We start from the raw sequence: 21,170 nt of genomic DNA, 5'->3' as shown, positions 1-21,170 counted from the left end.
GAACCGACGGCAGCCGGAGTTCGATCGAATCCGCCTCGACGTCATCCCCGCCACCGCGTCCGGACGGAGACGAGCCCCGTGCGTCCGGTTCGCCGGACATCGCCTTCCGGTTGTGACGAGCCGACTCCCGGGAGTTCGATCCGACGCTCACCGTACGGAGCGGACGCAGTTGATCGGCAGCAGAGGCAGCCCGGCCCTGGATCGCGCGGCGGGCTCGGATTCGGCCTTCGACACGGATTTCCGACCGAGGCGGGCTCCGGTAATTGCCGTTCTGCGCAATAGTTCTCATAATCAGTTGCTTATGGCGCACATAGATCTGAATTTGCTGAACGCGCTCGATGTGCTGCTGGCCGAGGGGAGCGTGACAGGTGCCGCGGAACGGCTGCATCTGAGTGTCCCGGCGACCAGCCGGACACTGGATCGGATCCGCAAGGCGATGGGCGATCCGATCCTCGTACGCGCCGGGCGTGGGCTGGTGCCGACGCCCCGGGCGCTCGCGATCCAGTCCCGCCTGCACGAACTGCTCGAGGAGGCGCGGGAGTTGATGCGGGCCGGGGAAGATCCGGACCTCGCCGCGCTGGAACGTACCTTCACCCTGCGCGCCAACGACGTGTTCATCAGCGTGCTCCCGGCCGCCCTGCTCGAGCGGACCCGCGGCGTCGCGCCCGGTATCCGGCTGCGGTTCATGGCCGAGGGGGAGGAGGATCTCGCGCCGCTGCGCGACGGCCGGGTCGATCTGGATCTCGGGTCGATCGGATATCAGGGGCCCGAGATCCGCAGCAGGCTGCTGTTCCAGGAGCAGATGGTGGGGATGATGGCGGCCGGTCATCCGCTGGTGAGTTCGGAGATGAGTCCGAAGCGGCTGGCATCGGCTCGGCACGTGGTGGTTTCGCGCCGGGGCCGTTCGCGTGGGGCGCTGGACACCGCCCTGGAGCGGCACGGTCTCGAACGCACCGTCGCGGCGGTGGTGCCCAGCTACACCGCCGCCGCGCACATCGTGCTCACCTCCGACCTGATCGGCCTGTTTCCTGAGCGCTACGCCCATCAGGTGGCGGCGGTCAGCGGCGCCAGGATCTTCCCTGTCGACTTGGATCTGCCGCTCATCCCGGTGTCGCTGGCGTGGCACGTGCGCCACGACAGCGATCCGGTCCACCAATGGCTGCGGCAGCAGATCCCCCCGGCCATGGGCGTCAGAGGTTGACGCTGGCCACCGCCTGCCTGCCGTAGTTCTTCGCGTAGGCGTTCTCGACGCCGACCAGGAGTTCGGCGACATCGAAATACCGGTCCCACCAAGGTGTCTCGCGCAGCGCCTCGACCAGGAGCTGATACGACTCGTGATCGCGCGCCTCCCACACCCAGATGTCGGTCACCCGCGCCGAATAGAACTCGGTGTCGTAGAAGCGCGATCGAACATCCTTCGCTTTCTCTTTGATGACAGGCAGGATCTCGGCCTCGAACGTCGCGAAACGCTGCTCGACCGACATGGCCAGCCATTCGGGTTTGGTCTTCACCAGCATGAATGCGGTGACGTTGGTGTCAAATGTCTCGGTGGACATGGGTTTTCGTCTCCTTGTGAGGTGTAAGCGGTCAGGCGTAGGCGCCGGTCCGAATGTCTTCGATCAATGTCGGTCCGGACGGGGTCCACGCGAGCGATTCGCGCGTGCGCGCGCTCGAGGCGGACATGTCCATCCCGAAGAACCGAGCGACGAATCCGAAATGTTCGGTGGCCTTCTCGGGCGCGACCGACACCACGGGAATGTCGAGCGTGCGGCCGATGGCCTCGGCGATATCACGCGCCGCGACGGCGTCTTCGGCGACCGCGTGCAGCCGGGATCCGGCGGGCGCCTGCTCGAGTCCGAGCCGGATCAGCCGCGCCGCATCGGAGCGATGCACCGCGGCCCAGGCCGTGGAGCCGTCGCCGATGTAGGCCGACACGCCGTGCCGGCGCGCGGCCGCGACGATCGCCGAGAGGAAGCCGTGATCACCGATGGCGTGCACGGACGGCGCGAACCGGGCGACGATGGCCCGTACATCCTTCTCGACATAGTCGAGCGCGAGGTTCTCACTGCCCCCGCGCATCGAATCCGGACCGACCGCCGGCGACGGGTCGGACTCCGCGATGGGCCGCCCCGGACCCATGCCCCCGAACCCGGAGGCGAGGACGAACGGCCTGCCGCTGCCGGCCAGCGTCTGAGCGATCGTCTCGACGGCCGCCCGCTCGGCCCGGTTGGTCTCGGCGGAGTTTGCCCAATCGTGCTTGTTCGCAAGATGAACCACCCCCTCGGCCTCGGCCGCACCCCGCCGCAGCGCCTCGAGATCATCGAGATCACCGGGCAGAGCCGTCGCCCCCTTCGCCGCGATCGCGGCCGCGGACGCCTCGGAACGAGCCAGTCCCACGACGTCGTGACCGGCGCCTAGCAAGTCATCGACGGTAGCGGACCCGATCCAACCACTGGCACCCGTAACGAATACACGCATGAACAAACCTCCTGAATCCCACATGGGGCGATGATTGCAATTCGTAATATGCTCGTGCGCTTCGTAATTCGGTCGTATGCGATCCGAATCCGGTGGATCACCCGGGCACATATTCAGTCTCGGGGGTTCAGCACTTGCTGTCTACTGCAATGTTCGCAACTGTGTATTGCACCCAACGCAAATACCCTTCACCGCCGAGCCGGCACGGTCCGAACTCGCCTTCGTAGTGATCGCCAAGACCGCCGATGGCGGGTTCAACGCCGACCGGCTGCACCTCTGGAACGTGTCTGCTTATCCGGTAGTCGCTCGGCGGCCGATGGTGGTTTGGAACCGAAGGAGGTATCCGTCGGGGTCGGCGACGAGGAATTGCCGGACTCCCACCTCTCGGCCGCCGCCTATGCGGTACCACGTCGTTTCCGGCGGCAGGAACAGCGGATAGTCGGCGTGGCGTAGTGCCGAGAGGATCGGCGCGAGGTCGGAGACGCTGATTTGGAAGTTGATTCCGCGTCCGAAGGGCCGATCGAGTTGTGCGGTGACCCAGTTCCGGCCGATGCGGTATTGCTCGAGCATGATGTGTGCGGTGTTGCGGGAAATGTATGCGAAGCCCTCGTCCGGACGTTCGTAGTTGATCTCGAACCCGCAGAGTCCGCACCAGAACGTGATGCTTCTCGATATGTCGGTCACGAGTAGCTCGGGAACGATCGCGGGTTCGCTGGAACTCATGCTGTCACCGGGAGATGAGATCGTAGAGCACACAACGGGATTCAGCAGAAATACTTTAACGGTCCGGTCGGCGGCGGATGTAGGTCACCTCGGGTTTGCCCTCGCCGGGGCGGCGGCCCTCGAGGTCGAACAGTGTTGTGGCGGCGAATAGTTCGCCGAGCTTGCCGTAACCGTAGGTGCGGGGGTCGAAATCGGGGCGCTGTTTGTTGATGATCGAGCCGACGCTCGACAGGGTCGCCCAGCCGGAGTCGTCGGAGGCCGCGTGGACGGCGTTGCGCAGCAGGTTCATCAGCTTGGTGTCGCCCTTGAGCTGGTTGGCCGTGGTCTTGTGCGACTTGGCGGTGTCGGACTCTTCCGTTGTGCTGGTGAGGTTTTCGGTGTAGATGAAGATGTCGCAGGCGGCGACGAAGGGGCTCGGCGTCTTGCGCTGGCCGAATCCGTAGACGGTGAGCCCGGATTCACGGATTCGGCTGGCGAGCCTGGTGAAATCGCTGTCGCTGGAGACGATGACGAAACCGTCGAGATTGCCGGTGTAAAGCAGGTCCATCGCGTCGATGATCATCGCCGAATCGGTGGAGTTCTTTCCGGTCGTGTACCCGAACTGCTGGATCGGCTGGATCGACTGCTCGAGCAACTGTTCCTTCCAGCCCTTCAAATTCGAACTCGTCCAGTCGCCATATGCCCGCTTCACATGCGCCGTGCCGTACTTCGCGACCTCGGCCAGCAACCCATCCGCGATCGAGGGCTGGGCATTGTCCGCATCGATCAGCACGGCGAGCCTGGTCGTGTTCTCGCCCGTCACGGCAACTCCCGTCGTAGGTCGGCGCCTGCCACCCCCACCGTATCCGCTGCGCGGCGCCGACGCGTGGACCCACACCCCGAGCGCGGTAGCGATCGGCTGCCGGTGATGAGGAGTTGCCTCGGGCGTGAGCCTCCATGAGGCCGGTGCATGTTCCAGTGAGAACACTCGGCTGATGGGGACTCTCAGTCGGTGATCGTCGCCGGACGGCCCGAGCCGGTGGTCTCGAACCGCGCCCGGTACTGGCTCGGGGAGATTCCCAACCGGGTCACGAAGGTGCGGCGCATCGTCTCCGAACTGCCGAATCCCGCGAGCCGCGCGGCCTCGGCGACACCACGCCCGGCGTCCAGCAGGGATTTGGCGTGGTCCACGCGCACCTGTTCCACGAATCTCGCCGGGGTGGTGTGCAATTCGGTGGAGAACAGCCGCGCCAGGTGGCGGGCGCTGACGCCGACACGCGAGGCCAGGCTGTTCGTGCTGTGGTCCAGGGCGGGCTGCGCCGAGACGAGGTTCACCACGGTACGCAGGGTCGGCGTGCTGGGCGGCCGGACCTCGAGAGGTGCGGAGAACTGGGATTGCCCGCCCGGGCGCTGCATGAACATGACGAGGCTGCGGGCCACCTCGCGCGCGAGGCCGGGACCGTGGTCCTGTTCGACCAGGGCGAGCGCGAGGTCGATCCCGGCCGAGACGCCCGCGGAGGTGAACACACCGTCGTCCTCGACGAACAGCGCGTCGGGCTGCACCCGCACATCCGGATAGGTGCGGGACAGCAGCCGTGCGTGCTGCCAGTGCGTGGTCGCGCGACGCCCCGACAAGACCCCGGCCGCGGCCAGCGCGAACGATCCGGTGCAGATCGACACCAGGCGGCGGGTGCGGGTGCGCAGATGGGTGATCGCGGTGATCAGATCCTCCGGGACGGGCTCGGTCGCGAGCACGTCCCCGCCAGCGGTGACCACGGTGTCCGCAGACCGGACGTGCGCGGCCGGTCCGGCGACGGGCAGAGTGATCCCCACCGACGTCACCACGGGCTGCCCGTCTGGTGACACATAGGTCAGCGCGTAACTGCCACCGAACCGGTTGGCCTCGGCGAACACCTCGGCCGGACCGGACACGTCGAGCAACTTCACCCCATCGAAGACCACGAAGACGATCTGCCGCTCACCTGCCATCCCTCGAGGATGTCAGAAATTGTGGGATCCATGCCATCCAGGACTCGTGCAGCTGCGATTCTCGCGAAGGGCGTAGCCGAACACCAGGGCGCGACCGGGACTCCAGGAGGGAGCAGTTGTTCAGTTCCTCGGCCGCAGGCCGTCGAGCAGCAGCCCGACGGTGAACCGCACCCGCTCGTCCAGCTGTGCGGGCGTCGGCGGCAGGCCCGCCACGATCGATCGCACCTGTCCGCCGATCGCCATGCTCATGAAGGCGCGGGCGGCCTGATCGGGGTCGGTGGGGGCCAGGGCGCCCGCGGCGATGGCGCGGTCGAGCACGGCGGCGACGAAGTCGACGACCGGTTTGGCGCTCGTCAGGTAGTTGGATGTGAAGATCTCCGGGAAGCGGTAGCTCTCGGTGTTGATGATGCGTTGCAGCGCGAGGCCTTGGGGCGTCATCACCTGCTGGATCCGCAGCCGGGCCACCGCCTCCAGGGTCTGCTCGAGGTCGCCGGTGTCCATGGCGTCGAGCACATCCGGTGGCACGATCTGGCGTTCGATGGCCCGGCGCACCGCCGCCAAGAACAATGCCGCCTTGTCCGGATAGCGGGCGTAGACGGTTCGCTTGGTCATATTCACCGCGGCGGCGATGGTTTCGATGGTGGTCGGTTCGAAGCCGTTGTCCAGGAACAGGGTCAGCGCGGTGTCGAGCAACTCCGCGTGCCGTGCCTCGGCCTGCGCGCGGGTGGGCCGCCCGGCGCCCCGCCGCCCGGGCTGCTGCGTTGCTGCCACTGTCGCTCCCATCGCGATTAATGATACGTTAGAGGTGCTATTAAATTGGGTCCGGCCCTACCGGACATCATTGGCAAAGGATGCCGCAATGAGCTCGGCAAGAGAAAAACTGACGGGGCTGATCGACGCCCCGGACCGCTTCGACCACTCGGCCGCCGATCTGCGCGAGACGCAGCTCGAGGCACTGGAGGAGCGCTTCACCGAACGCCGTGAGCGGATCAAACTGCTCGACCATCGCGCCCGCGAGGCGGGGATCACGACGATCGGCCGATTCGAAGACGTTGTGCCGCTGTTGTTTCCGCACTCGGTCTACAAGAGCTACCCCGAGAGCTTCCTGATCGATGAGCGCTGGGATCGGCTCGGCAAATGGCTGGGCACGGTCTGTCCTTATCCGATCGGCCCGGTCGAGACGTCCGGGATCACCGATATCGACGACTGGATCGCGCGTCTGGCGGATGCGGGCCACTACGTGTCCTGCTCCAGCGGCACCACCGGCAAATCGGCCATGCTGCCCGCCTCCGAGGCGGACATGGATTGGTCGCGCCGCGACACGGTCAACGTGTTCTCCTGGGGCTCGGGCGTACAACCGGCCCAGGACCGGCGGATGGTCGGTATCGCCGCCACCGCCGCCGTGCCCAAGAACCGGGTCACCGGGGAGGCGCAGGCCGCGGCCTTCGCCGATCCGTCCAAGCCTCGGGTCGGACTGTCGTTGCCGCCGTTGACGATCGGCGCGCTGACCCGAATGGTGGTGCTGCGCAAGAAGATCGCCGAAGGCACAGCGCGGCCGGAGGAATTGGCGGACTACGAGCGGACCTCCGCCGAGCGGCAGCAGAACATGGACCGCGCGATGGTGGACGCGGTCGAGGCGCTGATCGGATGCCGCACGGACAAGCTGTACATCGCGGGCATGTGGAACGCGCTGTATCAGGCGGCGACGCTGGTGCGGGAGCGCGGCTACTCGGGCGCGGACTTCCACCCGGACAACTGCCTGTACGTCGGTGGCGGCCTCAAGCGCGCCCAATTGCCGCCCGACTACCGGCAATTCGTGCACGATACCTTCAACATCCCGCCCGAGCGCGACTTCCAGAACTACTCCATGCAGGAGCTCAACTCCGGAATGCCGAAGTGCCGCAAGGGCAACCGGTACCACGTGCCGCCCTGGCTGGTGCCCTTCGTGCTGGACGAGTCGGGAGACACGCTGCTGCCGCACACATCCGGCGAGATCGAGGGCCGCGCGGCGTTCTTCGATCTGGCGCTGGACGGCCGATGGGGTGGGGTGATCACCGGCGACAAGGTCTCGCTGAGCCTGGACCCGTGCGCCTGCGGGAGCAAAGGGCCCTCGGTCCGGGACGACATCGTGCGTTACGCCGATCTCGCCGGTGACGACAAGATCGGCTGTGCGGGCACGGTCGACGCGTATGTGCGGGGGATCGTATGAGCACCATGGAATCCACTACTGTCGCAACTGATCACACAGTATCCGCTCCCTTCTTCCTGCGAGGTGAACTGGTAGAGGGAGCCGAGGCAACCCATCGATCCCGTGATCTCGGTGTGCGCTTCACGACCCCGCGCCTGGACCTCGACCGGGCGGTGTATCCGCGGCACGAGGTCCCGCCGCTGCTGAACGTCCCGCTCACGGAGATCATCGACTTCTTGGTGGAAACCGGAGTGCGACTGCGTGATCCGGACAATCCGTTCGTCGTCGACTGCATCGACCGGATGTCCTCCACCCATGTGCTGCCCCGCGCGGTGCTGGCCCGGCAGGTGAGCGGTGCGGCGGAATATCTGGATCGCCGGATGCTGATGGCCACGGTCGAGCAGAATTTCCCCGATCCCCGCGCGCTGGACGAGTGGATTCCCAAGCGGGACTTCACCGGCCGACGCAGCTTCGTGCGTGCTTTCGCGCCCCGCCTGGTGCACGTGCTGCCCGGCAATTCGCCGGGCGTCGCGGTGAAGTCGATCGCTCAGGGCGCGATGGTCAAGGCCGTCAATCTGTTCAAGATGTCCTCCAGCGATCCGTTCACCACCGTCGCGATCCTGCGCACGATGGCGGATATCGACCCACAGCATCCGATCGTCGCGTCGATGTCGGCGGCGTACTGGCGCGGCGGCGACGAGACCGTCGAGCGCGTGCTGTACCGTCCGCAGTACTTCGACAAGATCGTCGCCTGGGGCGGCGGCGACGCGATCGACAACGTGATCCGGTACCTCGGTCCCGGACTGCAACTGGTCTCCTTCGACCCCAAGACGTCGATCTCGATGGTCGGCCGGGAGGCGTTCGACACCGACCAGACCCTGCGCACCGCCGCGGAACTGGCCGCCGACGACGTCATGGTGCTCAATCAGGAAGCCTGTGTGGCAAGCCGTTTCGTCTTCGTCGAGGCGGATACCGATGCCGCGGACCGGTTCTGCGAACTGCTGCACGCGCGCATCGTCGCGCTGGCCGCCGCCTCCGGTGACATCCGCCCGCTCGCGGCGGATCTACGCGAGCAGATCGACACCCTGGCCATGCTCGACGACGAGTTCCGGGTCTGGGGCCACACCGACGGCAGCGGCGTGGTGATCCGTTCCGACGAGCCGGTCGACTTCCACCCGATCACCAAGACCGCCAACGTGGTCCGCGTCGAATCCCTCGAAGCGGCGACGCGATACGTGAACGTGGCGACCCAGACGGTCGGTTTCTACCCGTTCGACCGCATGGACGCCTACCGCGATCAGTTGGCAAGCGGCGGCGCCCAGCGCATCGTTCATCTGGGCGAGGCGGGGCCGAGCACGATCGGCAACCCGCACGATGCGATGTATCCCCTGCATCGCTTCGTGCACTGGATGGTGCACGAGGACGGGGCCCAGTAGGGCGGTGTGCGCGCCCGCGCCCGGGCGCGCACACCGCTCCACGCGGCAGTGATCCGACAGCGAACGCTCCGCCGCTCACCTGCGGTAATCGGTGGAGGCATGCGATCCACCGCCGGATCGGCGGTATGGTCCGTGATCGACGGCGACCGGACTGAAACGTGTGTCAGCGCTCGCGGCGCCGGGCCGATTCCGCCCCGGAAAATTGTCTTGTATGAGACCCTTGTCACATCGGTCAAACCAACCTACTGTGTGTTCAGTAGGTTTTCTCGGACGAAGGAGTTCGGTGTCCGGTCAGCGCGTACGTCCGTACGATTCGCTGCTCGCCAAGGGCGAGGAGCGGAAGTTGCGGATTCTCGCGGTCGCACAGCGACTGCTGGCACGCAACGGGTGGCGCTCGACCACGCTGGCGCAGATCGCGCGTGAGGCGGGTGTGAGCACCGCTGGGCTGTTGCACCACTTCGAATCCAAGGAACACCTGCTCCAGGCGGTGCTGGAAGTCCGTGACACCGACGACGAAATGCACGCCGACCGCGAGGGCGACATCATCGAAGGGGTGCGGCGCGCGGTCGGCCGGTTCTCCCGCTCACCCGATCTGATCGGCATGTACATCGTGCTGCTCGTGGAGAACTTGGACCCGGACGCGCCCCTGCGCGACCGGCTGTTCCAGCGATACCGTGCCGCGGTGGACACCGTCGCCGACGGTATCCGGCGCGGTCAGCGCGCCGGCCGGTACCGCACCGATATAGACCCCGCCGTCAAGGCTGTGGAGATCATGGCATTCATCAACGGGATGGAAATCTCATGGCTGCTCGACCCCTCGATACCGTTGAATCAGACGTTCACGGAGTACACCCGCTCACTGACGCGATCACTCATGCCCGTCGGCACCCCCTGAGGTACCGGATGGCGATCCTCGCCCCCACCGTGCTGGACGCGGTCCGATACACCGGCGGTTGGCTGTTCGATCGCGCGATGGCGGGATGGGAAGTCACCGTGGCTGTTTCGGACCCGGGGGATCCGACGCCGTTGCGCATCCTCGGCGCGCGGCTGGTGGAGTTGGAGCCCGCGCTCATCGCCCCGCCGCCTCGCGGCGGGACCATGTGGCCGCGCGAGATCGCGGTCGCCGGAACGATATACGAGACCGACCCCCGAATCCGTGACGGCATCCTGGCCAACCTCGACGACCACACCTGCGAGGTCATGCTCTGGGGCGGCTGCCCGGACGAACTGGACTGCCGCACAGGCTACGTCGAACACCGCCTGTCCGTAGCGGCCCGCGCGTTCAAGGCCCGCGCCCTGGCGGCAGCCCGCGTGGACGCGGACCAGATCCCCGCGATCGAATCGTTCCACCGCGGCGGTCCACTGGACCACCTGACCAAAGACCTGATCGAAGTAGGCTGAGCGACACGACATCCGGGGAGATCGCCGGTGATCCGGCGACGTCCCCAGTGTCGATGACGTGCCCGGTCGACCCCTGGCGGGTCGTCAGCCGGTATCCGCTGTAATCAACTGGGCGCCAGTGAATTCCCGCCGAGATCGATGGCCCGGGTCAGTCGGCGCATCCGCACGGCGAGCGCGGCGACATGCGCCGCCGCGGCACGGTCGGCGGTCGCGGCGTCCCCGATCTGGATCGCGTGCACGATCGCCGTGTGCTCGGCGACCGCGAATCGGCGTCCCTCCTCGTCCGACCACAGCCCCGAGTTGTACAGGTGCGCCTTGGCGTCGAGTCGGTGCAGTGCGTCGCTCAGCGCCCTGTTGGCCGCGAGATCGCGGACCGCGGTGTGGAATTCGAGGTCGCGCCTTGCCTCGCCGAGCGCGTCGGCCGGCTCGGCCAGGCGCGCCTGCTGCCCCTCGATCAGTGTGACCAGTCGCCGCACGTCCGATGCCGTCGCCTTCAGCGTCGCCTCTCGCGCCGCGTACCCGTCGAGCAGTTCCCGGACGGCGAGCACATCGGCGATCTCGCGTTCATCCACGTGGGCGACGCGCGCCCCGGCATGGGGGGTGTGCACCGCCAAACCGTCGGCCACGAGCCGCTGTACCGAGTCGCGCACCGGACTTCGGCTCACGTCGAGCTCGGACGCGAGGGCGGGGACGCTCAGCGGCGCACCGGGCCGCAGTTCGCCGGTGAAGATGCGGTCCAGCAGTTTCCGGTACACCGCCTCCCCGAGCAGGGCCTCCGAACCGCCGTCCACCAGCGCCGTCCTCTTCCCTCGTCCGGCTTCGACCGGCGCGCTCACGCCGTGGGGCCCGCGTAGTTGGCGGCGACCCGCTGGCGAAGGTACTCGGCGGCGGTGATCGGGGGATAGGCGCCGCGCGGCGGCGCGATCATCACATCGCGGTTGGCCTGGGCGAAGAACGGGATGGAATAGCGCGGCCCGGTGTATTCGCCCGCACCAGGCACGCGGACCCGGTGGAAGGTCGACAGCAGCGCGTCGTCGCTCCATCGCATGAGCATGTCGCCGATGTTGCAGGTGATCACGTCGTCGGACGGTACCACCGGAGTCCACTCCTGGGCGTCCGCCTCGCGGCCGGGGCAGACCTGCAGGCCGCCCTGCCCGTCCCGCTGGAACAGCAGTGTGAGGCAGTCGAAGTCGGTGTGCGCGCCCGCTCGCCAGGTGCCGGGCTGACCGCGCAACTGTTCGGGCAGTGCGTAGTAGTGGATCAGCCGCAGCGTCGACTGGTACTCGGCGGAGCCGGGATCGTGTGCGCGGGCGAAGAACTCGCGATCGAAGCCGAGCCGGTCGGCGAAGCAGGACAGCACCCACATCGCGAGCTCCCAGCACTGACGCTCGAACCCCAGCATGAAGTCCCGGAACCCCGGCATGTCCCGCTCGGCGGGCCACAGGCCGGCCATGTGCGGACGGGTGATCTGATACGACTCCTTCTGGTCCGGTGTGCCCACCGACGGGCGGACCTGGCTCGAGTACTCCCACCCCGCGTTGTTCGGCTTATCCAGCGGTAGTGCGGATTTGGCCGGCTCGGGCAGCGCGAAGAACTCCGCGGCCCGTGTGAACGCCGCGTCCACGAGACGCCGAGGGATCGAGTGATTCACCAGCTGGAAGAATCCGATCTCGGTGGCGGCGCGCCACAGCTGATCGGTGATCTCGCCGCGCCGCGCCTCCCGGTCGGTCAGGTCGATCCGCGGGATGCTGCGCGCGGTCTCGACTCCCGGGCCGCCCATCCGGCTTTCCAGGGTCAGCTCCCGCATGCGGTACTGCTCGGTCATCGTGTGTCTGCTCCTGTCGGGCAAGGGGTTCGAAGTCAAGGGCGGGCGCCGAGCACCCGGGCGGCCTCGCGGTCGGCGCCGACGGGCGCCGTGCCGCGCTTCATACCGGCCAGCTTGGCCTGTAGGTGCGCGGCGACGGTGATCGGTGGGTAGGCGTCCGCACCGGGCTCCACGGTGCCGGGCAACGGCTCGATCACCGCGTCGTGGTTGCCGTCGAAGAAGAAGGCCGCGGACCGGCGGCGTTCGATCCGGCCGTCGACCACCGGCGGGTCGACGCGGTGCAGCGTGGATATCCACCGGTCGTTCGTCCAGCGCGCGAAGGCGTCGCCGAGGTTCACCAGGAAGGCCCCCGGGGCGGGCATGACGGGGTGCCACACGGCATCCGGTCCGAGTACCTCCAGACCCGCGACGCGATCGGCCCACAGGACGGTCAGGATCCCGAAGTCGGTATGCGCGCCCATCCCGGTGAGCGGCCCGTCCACTTCGATCGCGCCCGGGGCCAATGCGTAGTTGTTCATCTTGAGGGTGTCGATGGAGTGGTCGACGAGGTCGTCGAAATGGTCCGGGCCCACTCCCAGCGCGTCCGAGCAGGCGCGCAGCAGCGCCCGGGACAGGTCACGCACCTCGCGCATGTATGCCTGCACGGAAGCGCGGAATCCTGGCGTCTCGGGCCAATGGTTGGCCGGGTAGTCGGCCTCGGGCAGATCCAGCCCGGGATAGGCGTCGGCCTCGGTTCCCACGGTGAACGCCTCGTAGAAGTCGTTCATCCGATTCGCCGGAGCCACACCGAGACTCATACTCAGCGACTCCGATTTCGGTGGCGTGTAACCGCGATTCACGCCCGGCCTGTTGAGCAGGCGCTTGGCCTGGGGTGGCGCACCGAAGAAGCCATCGATCGCCCCGGCGAGCCCGTCGATCGCGGACGTGGGCACGCCGTGCCCGACGATCTGGAGGAAACCGACTGTGCGGCAGGCATCGTCGATGCTCGCCGCGACCGCCGCGCATGCCGGGTCGGTCGCGGCCGACCTCGCCGGGGTGAGATAGGGCGTGAGGTCGACGGTGGGGATGACGAAATCGTCTCCCGCAGTGGTGGAATCGCTCATCGTGCACCTCCCGAGCTGTGCCAGCGCCCGACCGCGAGCCGGGACACCGTGGAAAAAGCGACGAAGACGACCACGCCGAACACCGCGGCCAGCACGATCGCCGCGATCAGATCGGTGGAGCGCAACTGCGCCCGGTAGTCGTCCATCAGGGTGCCGATGCCCGGCTGGCCCTGCGCGAAGAACATATCGCCGATGATGGCCCCGATGATCACCTGGCCGGACGCGATCCGCAGCCCGGTCAGGATCGAGGGCGATGCCGCGGGCAGCTCGAGCCGGACGAGGCGCCGCAGGCGGGACGCGCGTCCCAGCGTGAACAGCTCGTGCAGGCCCGGGTCCACGGAGCGAAATCCGAAGTGGGCGTTGGTGATGATCGGGAACAACGCGATCATCACGCACACCGCGACCCGCGAGGTGGTGCTGTAACCGAACCACAGGCCCAGCAGCGGTGTGATCGCGAGGATCGGGACCACCTGCAACACAACGGCATACGGGAAGATCACACGCTCGAGCCACCATGCCTGACTCATCAGCGAGCCGACGGCGGTCCCGATCACGGCGGCCACCACGAACCCGATCCCGGCCACCTTCGCGGTCACGCCCAGCGCGACGAGCATGGGGTGAAGGTGCGCGGGATCGAGCAGCGATTGCGCGAGCACTGTATGTGGAGCCGGTAGGAGGAACCGGCGCTGCGGGCTGAGCACCAGATAGGACACGATGTACCACAGCCCGATTCCCGCGGCCACCGCGGCGACGGCCACCGATCCACGCCCGAATCGGACGGCGAGCCGCCGCGGCGGCGAAGTAGCCTGTGCGACTTGGGTGATCGGAAGATCCAGTACGGCACTCATACTTTCACCTCGCGGCTCCTCGGCTCCGGCATGACCGCCGGGGCCACTGTGCTGGTTGTTCGCCGCCTCATGCCTTCACCTCGCTGGCGCTCGGCTCTGGCGTGACGGCTGGGGTGATCATGTTGGTTGTTCGCTCGCTCATACCTCTGCCTCGCTGACACTTGCCTCCGGCATAACCGCAGGGGGACAGTCTTCGTTGTTCGCGCACTCATGCCTTCACCTCGCTGACATCTGCCTCCGGCATGACCGCCGGGGCGATTGTGTTGATGGTTCGCGTACTGTGTCCGCTCTGGCCCGGCTGCGCACCGGCGAGAGTGCGGGCTCCGCCGTGTTCATCGCTGCGCTCGCTCATGCGACACCCCGTAGCAGTCCCGAGATCCGCGCGACGGTGTCCGTGTACTCGGGCGCGAACCGCAATTCGGTGCCCGATGGTCTGCCCGCGCCCCTAGGCCGCGGTAGGTCGACCTCGATCTCGGCCGCGATCCGCCCGGGGCGTGCCGACATCACGACCACCCGATCGGCGAGCAGCACCGCCTCGGAGACGGAGTGGGTCACGAACACCGTGGTGAAGCCGCCGCGCTCGCACAGGCCCAGCAGTTGCAGTTGCATCTGCTGCCGGGTGAGTTCGTCGAGCGCGCCGAAGGGCTCGTCGAGAAGCATCAACTCGGGCTCGAGGGCCAGCGCGCGGGCCAGCGACACCCGCATGCGCATGCCGCCGGAGAGCGCCTTGGGCAACTGGTCGGCGAAGTCGTCCAAACCGACCGCGGCCAATGCGGCATCGACCCGCGTTCGGCGGGCGGCGGCCGGTATCCCGGCGAGCTCGACCAGTAGAGATGCGTTGCGGCGCACCGAGGCCCAGGGCAAGAGCGTCGGCTCCTGGAAGATGAAGGCGACCGACGATGTGCCCACGGCGACCGCGCCGGCGGACGGTCGCTCCAACCCGGCGGCGAGGCGCAGCAGGGTGGACTTGCCGCAGCCCGAAGGCCCGACGATCGCGACGAACTCGCCGTGGCGCACCGACAGCGACACCGACGACAGTGCGGTGGTCCCGGTGGGGTAGGTCATCGACACCTCGTGGAACGACACCTGGTCGTCCGCTTTCAGGTACCGCGCGTCGACATCGCCGAGCGTGTCGATCAGCGGGGCGAAGGATGGCAAGGGAACCTCCGATATGGGAACGATCTGTGGGCAGATTCGGCTCTCGATGTGCCTTCAGGCTCTCAATTGCATGTAATCGGTGTGCATACCGTGCTGTGAATATCTTGTTACATGCACCTCCTTGTCTTGTGGACTATCGCTCGGTGCGCGACCGTGTAGTCGTCCCCGGCGCCGTCGGCCTGCCCGGGCCGCCGCGCACGCGACCACTCCCGGTCCTTCGATCCCACGTCCGATCCCGTTGCAGGAGAACAGATGTCCCCCTTTCACGCCCGTCTCGCGCGCCGCGCGGCCACCCTCGCCACCGCGCTGACCGCCGGCGCCTGCACCCTCACCGCGTGCGGCTCGTCGACCACCCCCGCTCCGGCGGTCTCGCTCGCCCCGGCGCCCGCCGCGCAGCGCCTCGCCGGCCTCTGCCCGGGCACGCTCACCGTGCAGTTGCAGTGGCAGCCGCAGGCGGACATGGGTGGGATGTTCCAGCTGCTCGGACCGGACTACACGGTGGACACCACCACCAAGTCGGTCACGGGAACTCTGGTGGCCCAGGGGAAGGACACCGGGATCAAGCTGCGACTGAAGTCGGGCGGTTCCGCGATCGGATTTCAGTCGGTCGCGTCCCAGATGTACGTCGACTCGTCGATCGACCTCGGACTGGTGCACGGAGACCAGATCGTCGCCGCGAGTTCGGATCAGCGGGTCGTCGGCGTCACGCCGCTGCTGACGCACAATCCGGCGATCCTGATGTGGGATCCGGCCAAACACCCTGGCCTCACCCTGCGCGGGCTCGCCGCGTCGCACGCCACCGTCGTGGTGTCCAAGGAGCAGACATTCCCGACCTGGCTGCTCGCCAAGGGCTACGTCAAGAACTCGCAGCTCGACACGAGCTACGACGGCAGCCCCGCCCGGTTCGTGGGCGATTCGTCGATCGTGCAGCAGGGTTACGCGGACGCCGAGCCGTGGGAATACGAACACAGCATCTCGGCGTGGAACAAGCCCGTCGCCCACGGTCTCCTCTCGGAGCTGGGCTTCGACCCGTACGCGTCCAATGTGTCCGTCCGGGCGGACCGGCTCGCGCAGCTGACGCCGTGCCTGAAGAAGCTGGTGCCGATCGTGCAGCAGGCGGACGCCGACTTCGTCACGTCGCCGACGGCTACCGACAAACTGATCGCCGACGTGGTGGCGAAGGACCCGACCTACTCCACGTACTCGCTCGCCGAGGCCGAGTACGCGTCGGGAGTTCTGAAGTCCGAGAACCTCATCGCGAACGAGAACGGCTCGGTCGGCACGTACGATCCGGCGCGTGTGCGCGCGTTCGTGACCGATCTCGCGCCGCTGCTCGCCGCGCAGGGCGCCAAGGTGGACCCGAAGCTCGACCCCGCCGCGCTGTTCGACTCCCGGTTCGGCGATCGCTCGATCGGCCTGCGGTGAGGCCCCTCACGCTGCGGCGCAACGCCGCCCAGGTCCACACCATCTCCGGCGCGACCGTGTGGACCGGAACGGCTTGGCGCCCGCACGTCGACGTACTGATCGCGGGCGGGCTCGTCACCGACGTTCGCGACCACGTTCCCGACCTCGCCGGACCGGGTGTGCTCGACGGGGCCGGTGGTCACCTCGTCCCCGGCTTCGTCAACACCCACACCCACCTCCAGCAGTCACTGTGCCGCGGTGTCGGCGAGGGCCGACCGCTGCTGGAGTGGCTGCTCGCGGTGGGCGAGGCCATGAACGCGGTGACCCCCGAGCGTGCCTACATCGCCACCGTGGCCGCCGCGCTCGAGGGCCTGCTGTCCGGTACGACGACCCTCGTGGAACACATGTGGCCGCACCCCTCGCCCGATGTGCACGACGCCGTCCTCGCCGCGCTGTCGGACGTCGGTGTGCGCGCCGTCCTCGGAAGGGGCATCGCCGACCGCGAGGATCCCACTCGCCGTTGGGGTTTCGACCCACGCCTGATGCAGCCGCTGGATACCGCACTAGCCGACGTCGACCGGCTCGCCGCGACTGCCGGCGATCGCGTCACGCTGGGCCTGGCCGTCCCGAACCCCCGCTCGCTGACGGTCGAGGGCATGCGCACCGCGGCCGCATTCGCCCGGGACCGCGGCCTCACGGTGATGATCCACCTGTCGGAGACCGGCACCGACGACGCGATGTGCCGCGAGCACGCCGGCATGTCCGCGATCGACTACCTGGCCGAGGGCGGTCTGATCGACGAGCGCCTGCTCGCCGTGCACGGCGTCGAACTAGACGCGCACGCACGCCGTGCCCTGTCCGCCGGGGGCGCCGCCGTCGCGTGGAATCCGGTGTCCAACATGCGACTCGGATCCGGAGTCGCCCCCGTGCGTGAGCTGCTCGCCGATGGCGTCCAGGTCGGATTGGGCGTCGACGGCGCCGGATCCAACGACCGCCAGGACATGCTGGAGACGCTGCGCGCGGGGGCCTACGTCCAACGCGCCCACGCCCGCCGAGCCGACCTGTTCGACACAGCGTCGATGCTCGCGATCGCCTGCGACGGTGCGTCCCGGGCACTGGGCCTGCCCATCGCACCCACACCAGGCGGTGTCACCGCCGGCCGCCTGGCCGACCTGACCCTGCTCCGCTTCGACCGCGACTTCGCCTGCCTCCCGATGACCGACCCCGGAGCGACGCTACTGACCTGCGGCACACCACGAATCGTGGACACCGTACTGGTGGGTGGCGATATCGTGATCACCAACGGCCACAGCACCCGGATCGACGTCGACGCACTGACCGCAGCCCTGCTCGCACTCGACCCTGTCGCCGCGCACCCTGGAGGATGAGCACGGAACTGTGACCCCGTTCGGCTGTCCGCTCCTACCGCGTTCACCACTCGCGGCCAGAGATCAACTCCTCCGAATCCGCATCCTGAAAACCATAGGCACGGGCCACGAACCAGAAATCCTCACCTATATCCTCACGAGCCACAGTATCGAATTCACTACCCGCCGAATCGAACTCGCCCTCGAGCGCGTTGAACTCCTCGGTAGCGGCCTGGGTGAGCACATACAACCCGGCCAGATCAGCCGGCCGCTCGTCCTCGATCCGCTCGCACAACTCCAGCAGAATCGCCCTACCCCGATCCACCAGATGATCGGGATAGTAGCTGTCCTCGTAGAGAATTCGGAGAAAACGATGCGCAGTCACCTGCTGATTACTGATCGGCATGACACCCTGTCCCAGGACTTCGATTCGACCACCGGATCATTCCACCTCCTGCACACAGGGACCACGGATTATCGCCACGTGTGGGACCCCGCCGTCAGCTCGGACCCGGCAGGACCTTGCCCGCCGGCAGTCTGCGACCAGCGGCCGGGCCCGGTCCGCGACCGCCCAGCTCAGTGGCGGCCGCGGACCTGTGCTCGGTATTCGGATCTGGTTGTCGCTCAGTCTGTCTCGAATGCGCGGGCTGCTTCTCGTTGCAGGTCGCTGTAGGTTTCCTTGCCGACGCTGATGGTCACGCTGTCGATGGTGCCGCCGGTGAAGGTTCCCGGGCTCGTGTACTGCTGGGACACGTTGTCGCCGCTGTCGTAACCGACGGACAGACCGTCACCGGCCAGGGTGAACTTGCCGGTCTGGGCGCGCATCGGACCGGTGGCGACGGCCTTGTCGTCGATGTAGAGCGTTGTGGTGCCGAGGGATTCGCCGTTCGGGCCGGGCTTGTCGCCCTTGACGAATTCCATCCCGAGGGTGTGCTTGCCGGCCGGCACGGGTGTCGAGGACGCGAAGTCCTGCTCGGGCGGGATTCCGAGGAAGTTGTAGACGTAGTGCAGCGTGCCGTCCTTGATGAACAGCACATGCCCGCCGAACCGGGAGCCGTGCGCGAAGATCACCCCTTGCGACTGCGGGGTGGTCTCGACGTCGGCGACGATTTTGTAGGACTTGCCGCGGATATTGACCGCCACGCCCTCGGGAACCGGTGAGGTCCCCGGATAGTAGACGTATGTGTCTCGTGGCGGCTCACTTTGCGGCCGCTCGACGGACAGGAGTTCGGCCGCGGTGCGGTCGTCGAGGGGCAGGACGAAGTTGTCCTTGGCCTCTTCGTTCCAGGCGTTGATCAGCTCCTTGAGCTTGTCCGGGTTCTGGTCGGCGAGGTTCTTGGACTCGGAGCGGTCCTCGTCGACGTGGTAGAGCTCCCACTTGTCCTGGTCGAAGTGTCCCTTGTCGCTGATGGCCGCGTGTACCGCCGAGGCTTTCCAGCCGCTGTCCCAGATGCCGCGGGTGCCCAGCATCGCGTAGTACTGGCGTTTTCGGGTGGTCGGTGCGTCGGCGTCATCGAAGCTGTAGCGCATCGAGACGCCGTTGAGCGGGTATTGCTTGACGCCGTTGAACTCCTCCGGCATCTTGACACCGACAGCGTCGAGGATGGTGGGCACGATGTCGATCGCGTGATGGTATTGGTGGCGGATCTGGCCTTTGGCTTTGATTCCTTTGGGCCAGTGGACGATCATCGGGTCACACGTGCCGCCGGAGTATTCGGAGTAACGTTTGAACATTTTGAACGGGGTGGAGAAGGCCGCGGCCCAGCCGGTCGGGTAGTGGTTGTAGGTGGCCGGTGTGCCGAGTTGGTCGAGCAGTTTCATGTTCTCGGCGAGATCGTCGGGGTAGCCGTTGAAGAACTTGTTCTCGTTGACCGATCCGTCGGGTGATCCTTCACCGGACGCGCCGTTGTCGGCGCAGTAGAAGATGAGGGTGTTGTCCATTTGGCCGGTCTTGTCCAGGTGGTCGAGTAGTCGGCCGACCTGCGCGTCGGTGTATTCGGAGAAGCCGGCGAAGACCTCGGCCATCCGGGAGAACAGCCGCTTCTCGTCGTCGTTCAGGGTGTTCCACGGCCGCACCGCGTCGGTGGGCACCGCGACGTCCTTGGGCAATGGGTTGAGTTCGGTGAGGGCGGTGCCCTTGGGCATGATGCCCTTGTCGATCATGCGGTTCAGCACCCAGTCACGGTATGCCTCGTAGCCGTCGTCGAACTGGCCTTTGTATTTGTCGGCCCATTCGGTGGGGACCTGATGCGGTGCGTGGTTCGCACCCGGGCAGAACCACATGTACCAGGGCTTGGAGGGATTGGTCGAGTTCTGATCCGCCAGCATTTTGATGGCGTTGTCGGCCAGGTCCTTCGACAGGTGGTATCCCTGTTCGGGGCTGTAGGGCTGGTCGATGAACCGGTTGTCCTCGACCAGGTCCGGGTAGTACTGGTTGGTCTCGCCGCCGAGGAAGCCGTAGAAGCGGTCGAACCCCTTCTGCACCGGCCATTCCGATTTGCTGCCACCGCTCGAGACGTCTTCCTCGGGCACGTTGTGGTCCTTGCCGACCCAGAACGTGCTGAACCCGTTGGCCTGCAGAACCTGCCCGATCGTCGCGCACTGCGCGGGCAGGCGCGAGGCCGAACCGGGGAATCCGGTCGCGCCCTCGGTGATCGACGCGAACCGGTTCACGTGGTGATTGCGGCCGGTCAGCACACAGGACCGGGTGGGCGAGCACAGCGCGGCGGTGTGCCATTGGCTGTAGGTCAGGCCGTTGTCGGCCAGCTTCTGCGCGTTCGGCATGTTGATCCGGCCCCCGTAGGGCGACCATGACGCCATTCCGGTGTCGTCGTACAGGATCACCAGCACGTTCGGTGCCCCGTCGGGGGCCTTCTTCAGCTCGAACGGCTTCCAGTCCTGCGTGGAGTCGCGGACGTCGAGTTCGATCTTGCCGTCGAAACCGTCGTTGATCCCGGTGCCGTAGCCCGGCGGGCCGTCGCTGTCCGAGCTACCACAGGCGGCCAGCAGCGGGCCCGCGACCGCGGCGCCCGCGCCAGCCGCCGCGATTCCGCGCAGCATCCCGCGCCTGGACACCTTGTCGCCCGATGTCCGCTGCTCCGCGCCGGACCCGACCTCTGGGTTCTGATCACTGCCGCTCGGCTTCATAACCGCAGGCTAACGGGCAGCTAACGCAATTCGGCCGAGCCACACCGGCGGACCACGCTGCAAGTCAGCGATCGGGCAGGGAACCGGCAGACTCAACGCTTTTCTGGCGATGCGAACGCCGATC

At 67.1% G+C, this 21,170-nt stretch carries 20 protein-coding genes; 7 read left to right on the top strand and 13 right to left on the bottom strand.

The window, feature by feature from the left end; translation table 11 throughout:
• The first annotated feature begins 301 nt into the window (after window positions 1-301).
• Window positions 302-1,201, top strand: a complete 900-nt coding sequence (locus JZ791_RS14375; RefSeq protein WP_216894984.1) for a LysR family transcriptional regulator — start codon at window positions 302-304, stop codon at window positions 1,199-1,201.
• Here the strand turns inward: JZ791_RS14375 and JZ791_RS14370 are convergent.
• The 6 genes from JZ791_RS14370 to JZ791_RS14345 all read right to left on the bottom strand — a co-directional run bounded on the left by JZ791_RS14370 (window position 1,191) and on the right by JZ791_RS14345 (window position 5,952).
• On the bottom strand, window positions 1,191-1,556 hold the full coding sequence (locus JZ791_RS14370) for a darcynin family protein (protein ID WP_216894982.1): 366 nt from the start codon (window positions 1,554-1,556) through the stop codon (window positions 1,191-1,193). The genes JZ791_RS14375 and JZ791_RS14370 overlap by 11 nt on opposite strands.
• A 31-nt stretch (window positions 1,557-1,587) precedes the next feature.
• Window positions 1,588-2,478, bottom strand: a complete 891-nt coding sequence (locus JZ791_RS14365; protein ID WP_216894980.1) for an SDR family oxidoreductase — start codon at window positions 2,476-2,478, stop codon at window positions 1,588-1,590.
• A gap of 291 nt (window positions 2,479-2,769) precedes the next feature.
• Window positions 2,770-3,201 (bottom strand): bleomycin resistance protein, encoded by a 432-nt coding sequence (locus tag JZ791_RS14360; protein WP_216894978.1) that lies wholly within the window; start codon window positions 3,199-3,201, stop codon window positions 2,770-2,772.
• 55 nt (window positions 3,202-3,256) lie between these two features.
• Entirely contained in the window at window positions 3,257-4,003 is a 747-nt protein-coding gene (locus JZ791_RS14355; RefSeq protein ID WP_216894976.1) for an NYN domain-containing protein, read from the bottom strand.
• Window positions 4,004-4,185: 182 nt separating this feature from the next.
• A complete protein-coding gene (locus JZ791_RS14350) occupies window positions 4,186-5,169 on the bottom strand; it encodes a GlxA family transcriptional regulator (protein ID WP_216894974.1) in 984 nt (327 codons plus the stop codon).
• Between the two features lie 120 nt (window positions 5,170-5,289).
• The gene (locus JZ791_RS14345) at window positions 5,290-5,952 is read right to left on the bottom strand and encodes a TetR/AcrR family transcriptional regulator (protein WP_216894972.1); all 663 of its coding nucleotides are present in this window, start codon (window positions 5,950-5,952) and stop codon (window positions 5,290-5,292) included.
• 76 nt (window positions 5,953-6,028) lie between these two features.
• Here JZ791_RS14345 and JZ791_RS14340 point away from each other — a divergent pair, with 76 nt between their 5' ends.
• From JZ791_RS14340 to JZ791_RS14325, 4 genes are all read left to right on the top strand, one after another.
• Window positions 6,029-7,378: a hypothetical protein gene (locus tag JZ791_RS14340; protein WP_216894971.1), complete on the top strand. Its 1,350-nt coding sequence runs from the start codon at window positions 6,029-6,031 to the stop codon at window positions 7,376-7,378.
• Entirely contained in the window at window positions 7,375-8,793 is a 1,419-nt protein-coding gene (locus JZ791_RS14335; protein WP_216894969.1) for an acyl-CoA reductase, read from the top strand. The genes JZ791_RS14340 and JZ791_RS14335 overlap by 4 nt, the downstream gene beginning before the upstream one ends.
• A 283-nt stretch (window positions 8,794-9,076) precedes the next feature.
• Window positions 9,077-9,688, top strand: coding sequence for a TetR/AcrR family transcriptional regulator (locus tag JZ791_RS14330; RefSeq protein ID WP_308162924.1), 612 nt, complete (start codon window positions 9,077-9,079; stop codon window positions 9,686-9,688).
• 8 nt (window positions 9,689-9,696) lie between these two features.
• The gene (locus JZ791_RS14325) at window positions 9,697-10,194 is read left to right on the top strand and encodes a hypothetical protein (protein WP_254205698.1); all 498 of its coding nucleotides are present in this window, start codon (window positions 9,697-9,699) and stop codon (window positions 10,192-10,194) included.
• A gap of 104 nt (window positions 10,195-10,298) precedes the next feature.
• Here the strand turns inward: JZ791_RS14325 and JZ791_RS14320 are convergent, their stop codons facing one another.
• The 5 genes from JZ791_RS14320 to JZ791_RS14300 all read right to left on the bottom strand — a co-directional run bounded on the left by JZ791_RS14320 (window position 10,299) and on the right by JZ791_RS14300 (window position 15,128).
• Window positions 10,299-10,985 carry a GntR family transcriptional regulator gene (locus JZ791_RS14320; protein ID WP_308162923.1) on the bottom strand — a complete coding sequence of 229 codons (687 nt, stop codon included), beginning with the start codon at window positions 10,983-10,985 and terminating at the stop codon, window positions 10,299-10,301.
• A 41-nt stretch (window positions 10,986-11,026) separates the two neighbouring features.
• Window positions 11,027-12,019, bottom strand: a complete 993-nt coding sequence (locus JZ791_RS14315; RefSeq protein WP_216894966.1) for an isopenicillin N synthase family dioxygenase — start codon at window positions 12,017-12,019, stop codon at window positions 11,027-11,029.
• 35 nt (window positions 12,020-12,054) lie between these two features.
• Window positions 12,055-13,122, bottom strand: a complete 1,068-nt coding sequence (locus JZ791_RS14310) for an isopenicillin N synthase family dioxygenase (protein ID WP_216894965.1) — start codon at window positions 13,120-13,122, stop codon at window positions 12,055-12,057.
• Window positions 13,119-13,970, bottom strand: a complete 852-nt coding sequence (locus JZ791_RS14305) for an ABC transporter permease (protein WP_216894963.1) — start codon at window positions 13,968-13,970, stop codon at window positions 13,119-13,121. Before JZ791_RS14305 ends, JZ791_RS14310 begins: the two co-directional genes overlap by 4 nt.
• 348 nt (window positions 13,971-14,318) lie before the next feature.
• On the bottom strand, window positions 14,319-15,128 hold the full coding sequence (locus JZ791_RS14300) for an ABC transporter ATP-binding protein (protein WP_254205697.1): 810 nt from the start codon (window positions 15,126-15,128) through the stop codon (window positions 14,319-14,321).
• Between the two features lie 252 nt (window positions 15,129-15,380).
• Between JZ791_RS14300 and JZ791_RS14295 the strand changes: the two genes are divergently transcribed.
• Both JZ791_RS14295 and JZ791_RS14290 read left to right on the top strand, forming a co-directional pair.
• Window positions 15,381-16,553 (top strand): nitrate ABC transporter substrate-binding protein, encoded by a 1,173-nt coding sequence (locus JZ791_RS14295; RefSeq protein WP_216894961.1) that lies wholly within the window; start codon window positions 15,381-15,383, stop codon window positions 16,551-16,553.
• Window positions 16,550-17,920, top strand: coding sequence for an amidohydrolase family protein (locus JZ791_RS14290; protein ID WP_308162922.1), 1,371 nt, complete (start codon window positions 16,550-16,552; stop codon window positions 17,918-17,920). The genes JZ791_RS14295 and JZ791_RS14290 overlap by 4 nt, the downstream gene beginning before the upstream one ends.
• 43 nt (window positions 17,921-17,963) lie before the next feature.
• Here the strand turns inward: JZ791_RS14290 and JZ791_RS14285 are convergent, their stop codons facing one another.
• Both JZ791_RS14285 and JZ791_RS14280 read right to left on the bottom strand, forming a co-directional pair.
• On the bottom strand, window positions 17,964-18,305 hold the full coding sequence (locus JZ791_RS14285; protein WP_216894960.1) for a DUF5713 family protein: 342 nt from the start codon (window positions 18,303-18,305) through the stop codon (window positions 17,964-17,966).
• A 218-nt stretch (window positions 18,306-18,523) separates the two neighbouring features.
• Window positions 18,524-21,046, bottom strand: coding sequence for an arylsulfatase (locus JZ791_RS14280; protein WP_216894958.1), 2,523 nt, complete (start codon window positions 21,044-21,046; stop codon window positions 18,524-18,526).
• Between the last annotated feature and the right edge of the window lie 124 nt (window positions 21,047-21,170).

It is taken from the genome of Nocardia alni (genome assembly GCF_019038435.1).
Classification (GTDB): Bacteria; Actinomycetota; Actinomycetes; order Mycobacteriales; family Mycobacteriaceae; genus Nocardia; species Nocardia alni.
This window is presented reverse-complemented; position numbering and strand designations above follow the sequence as displayed.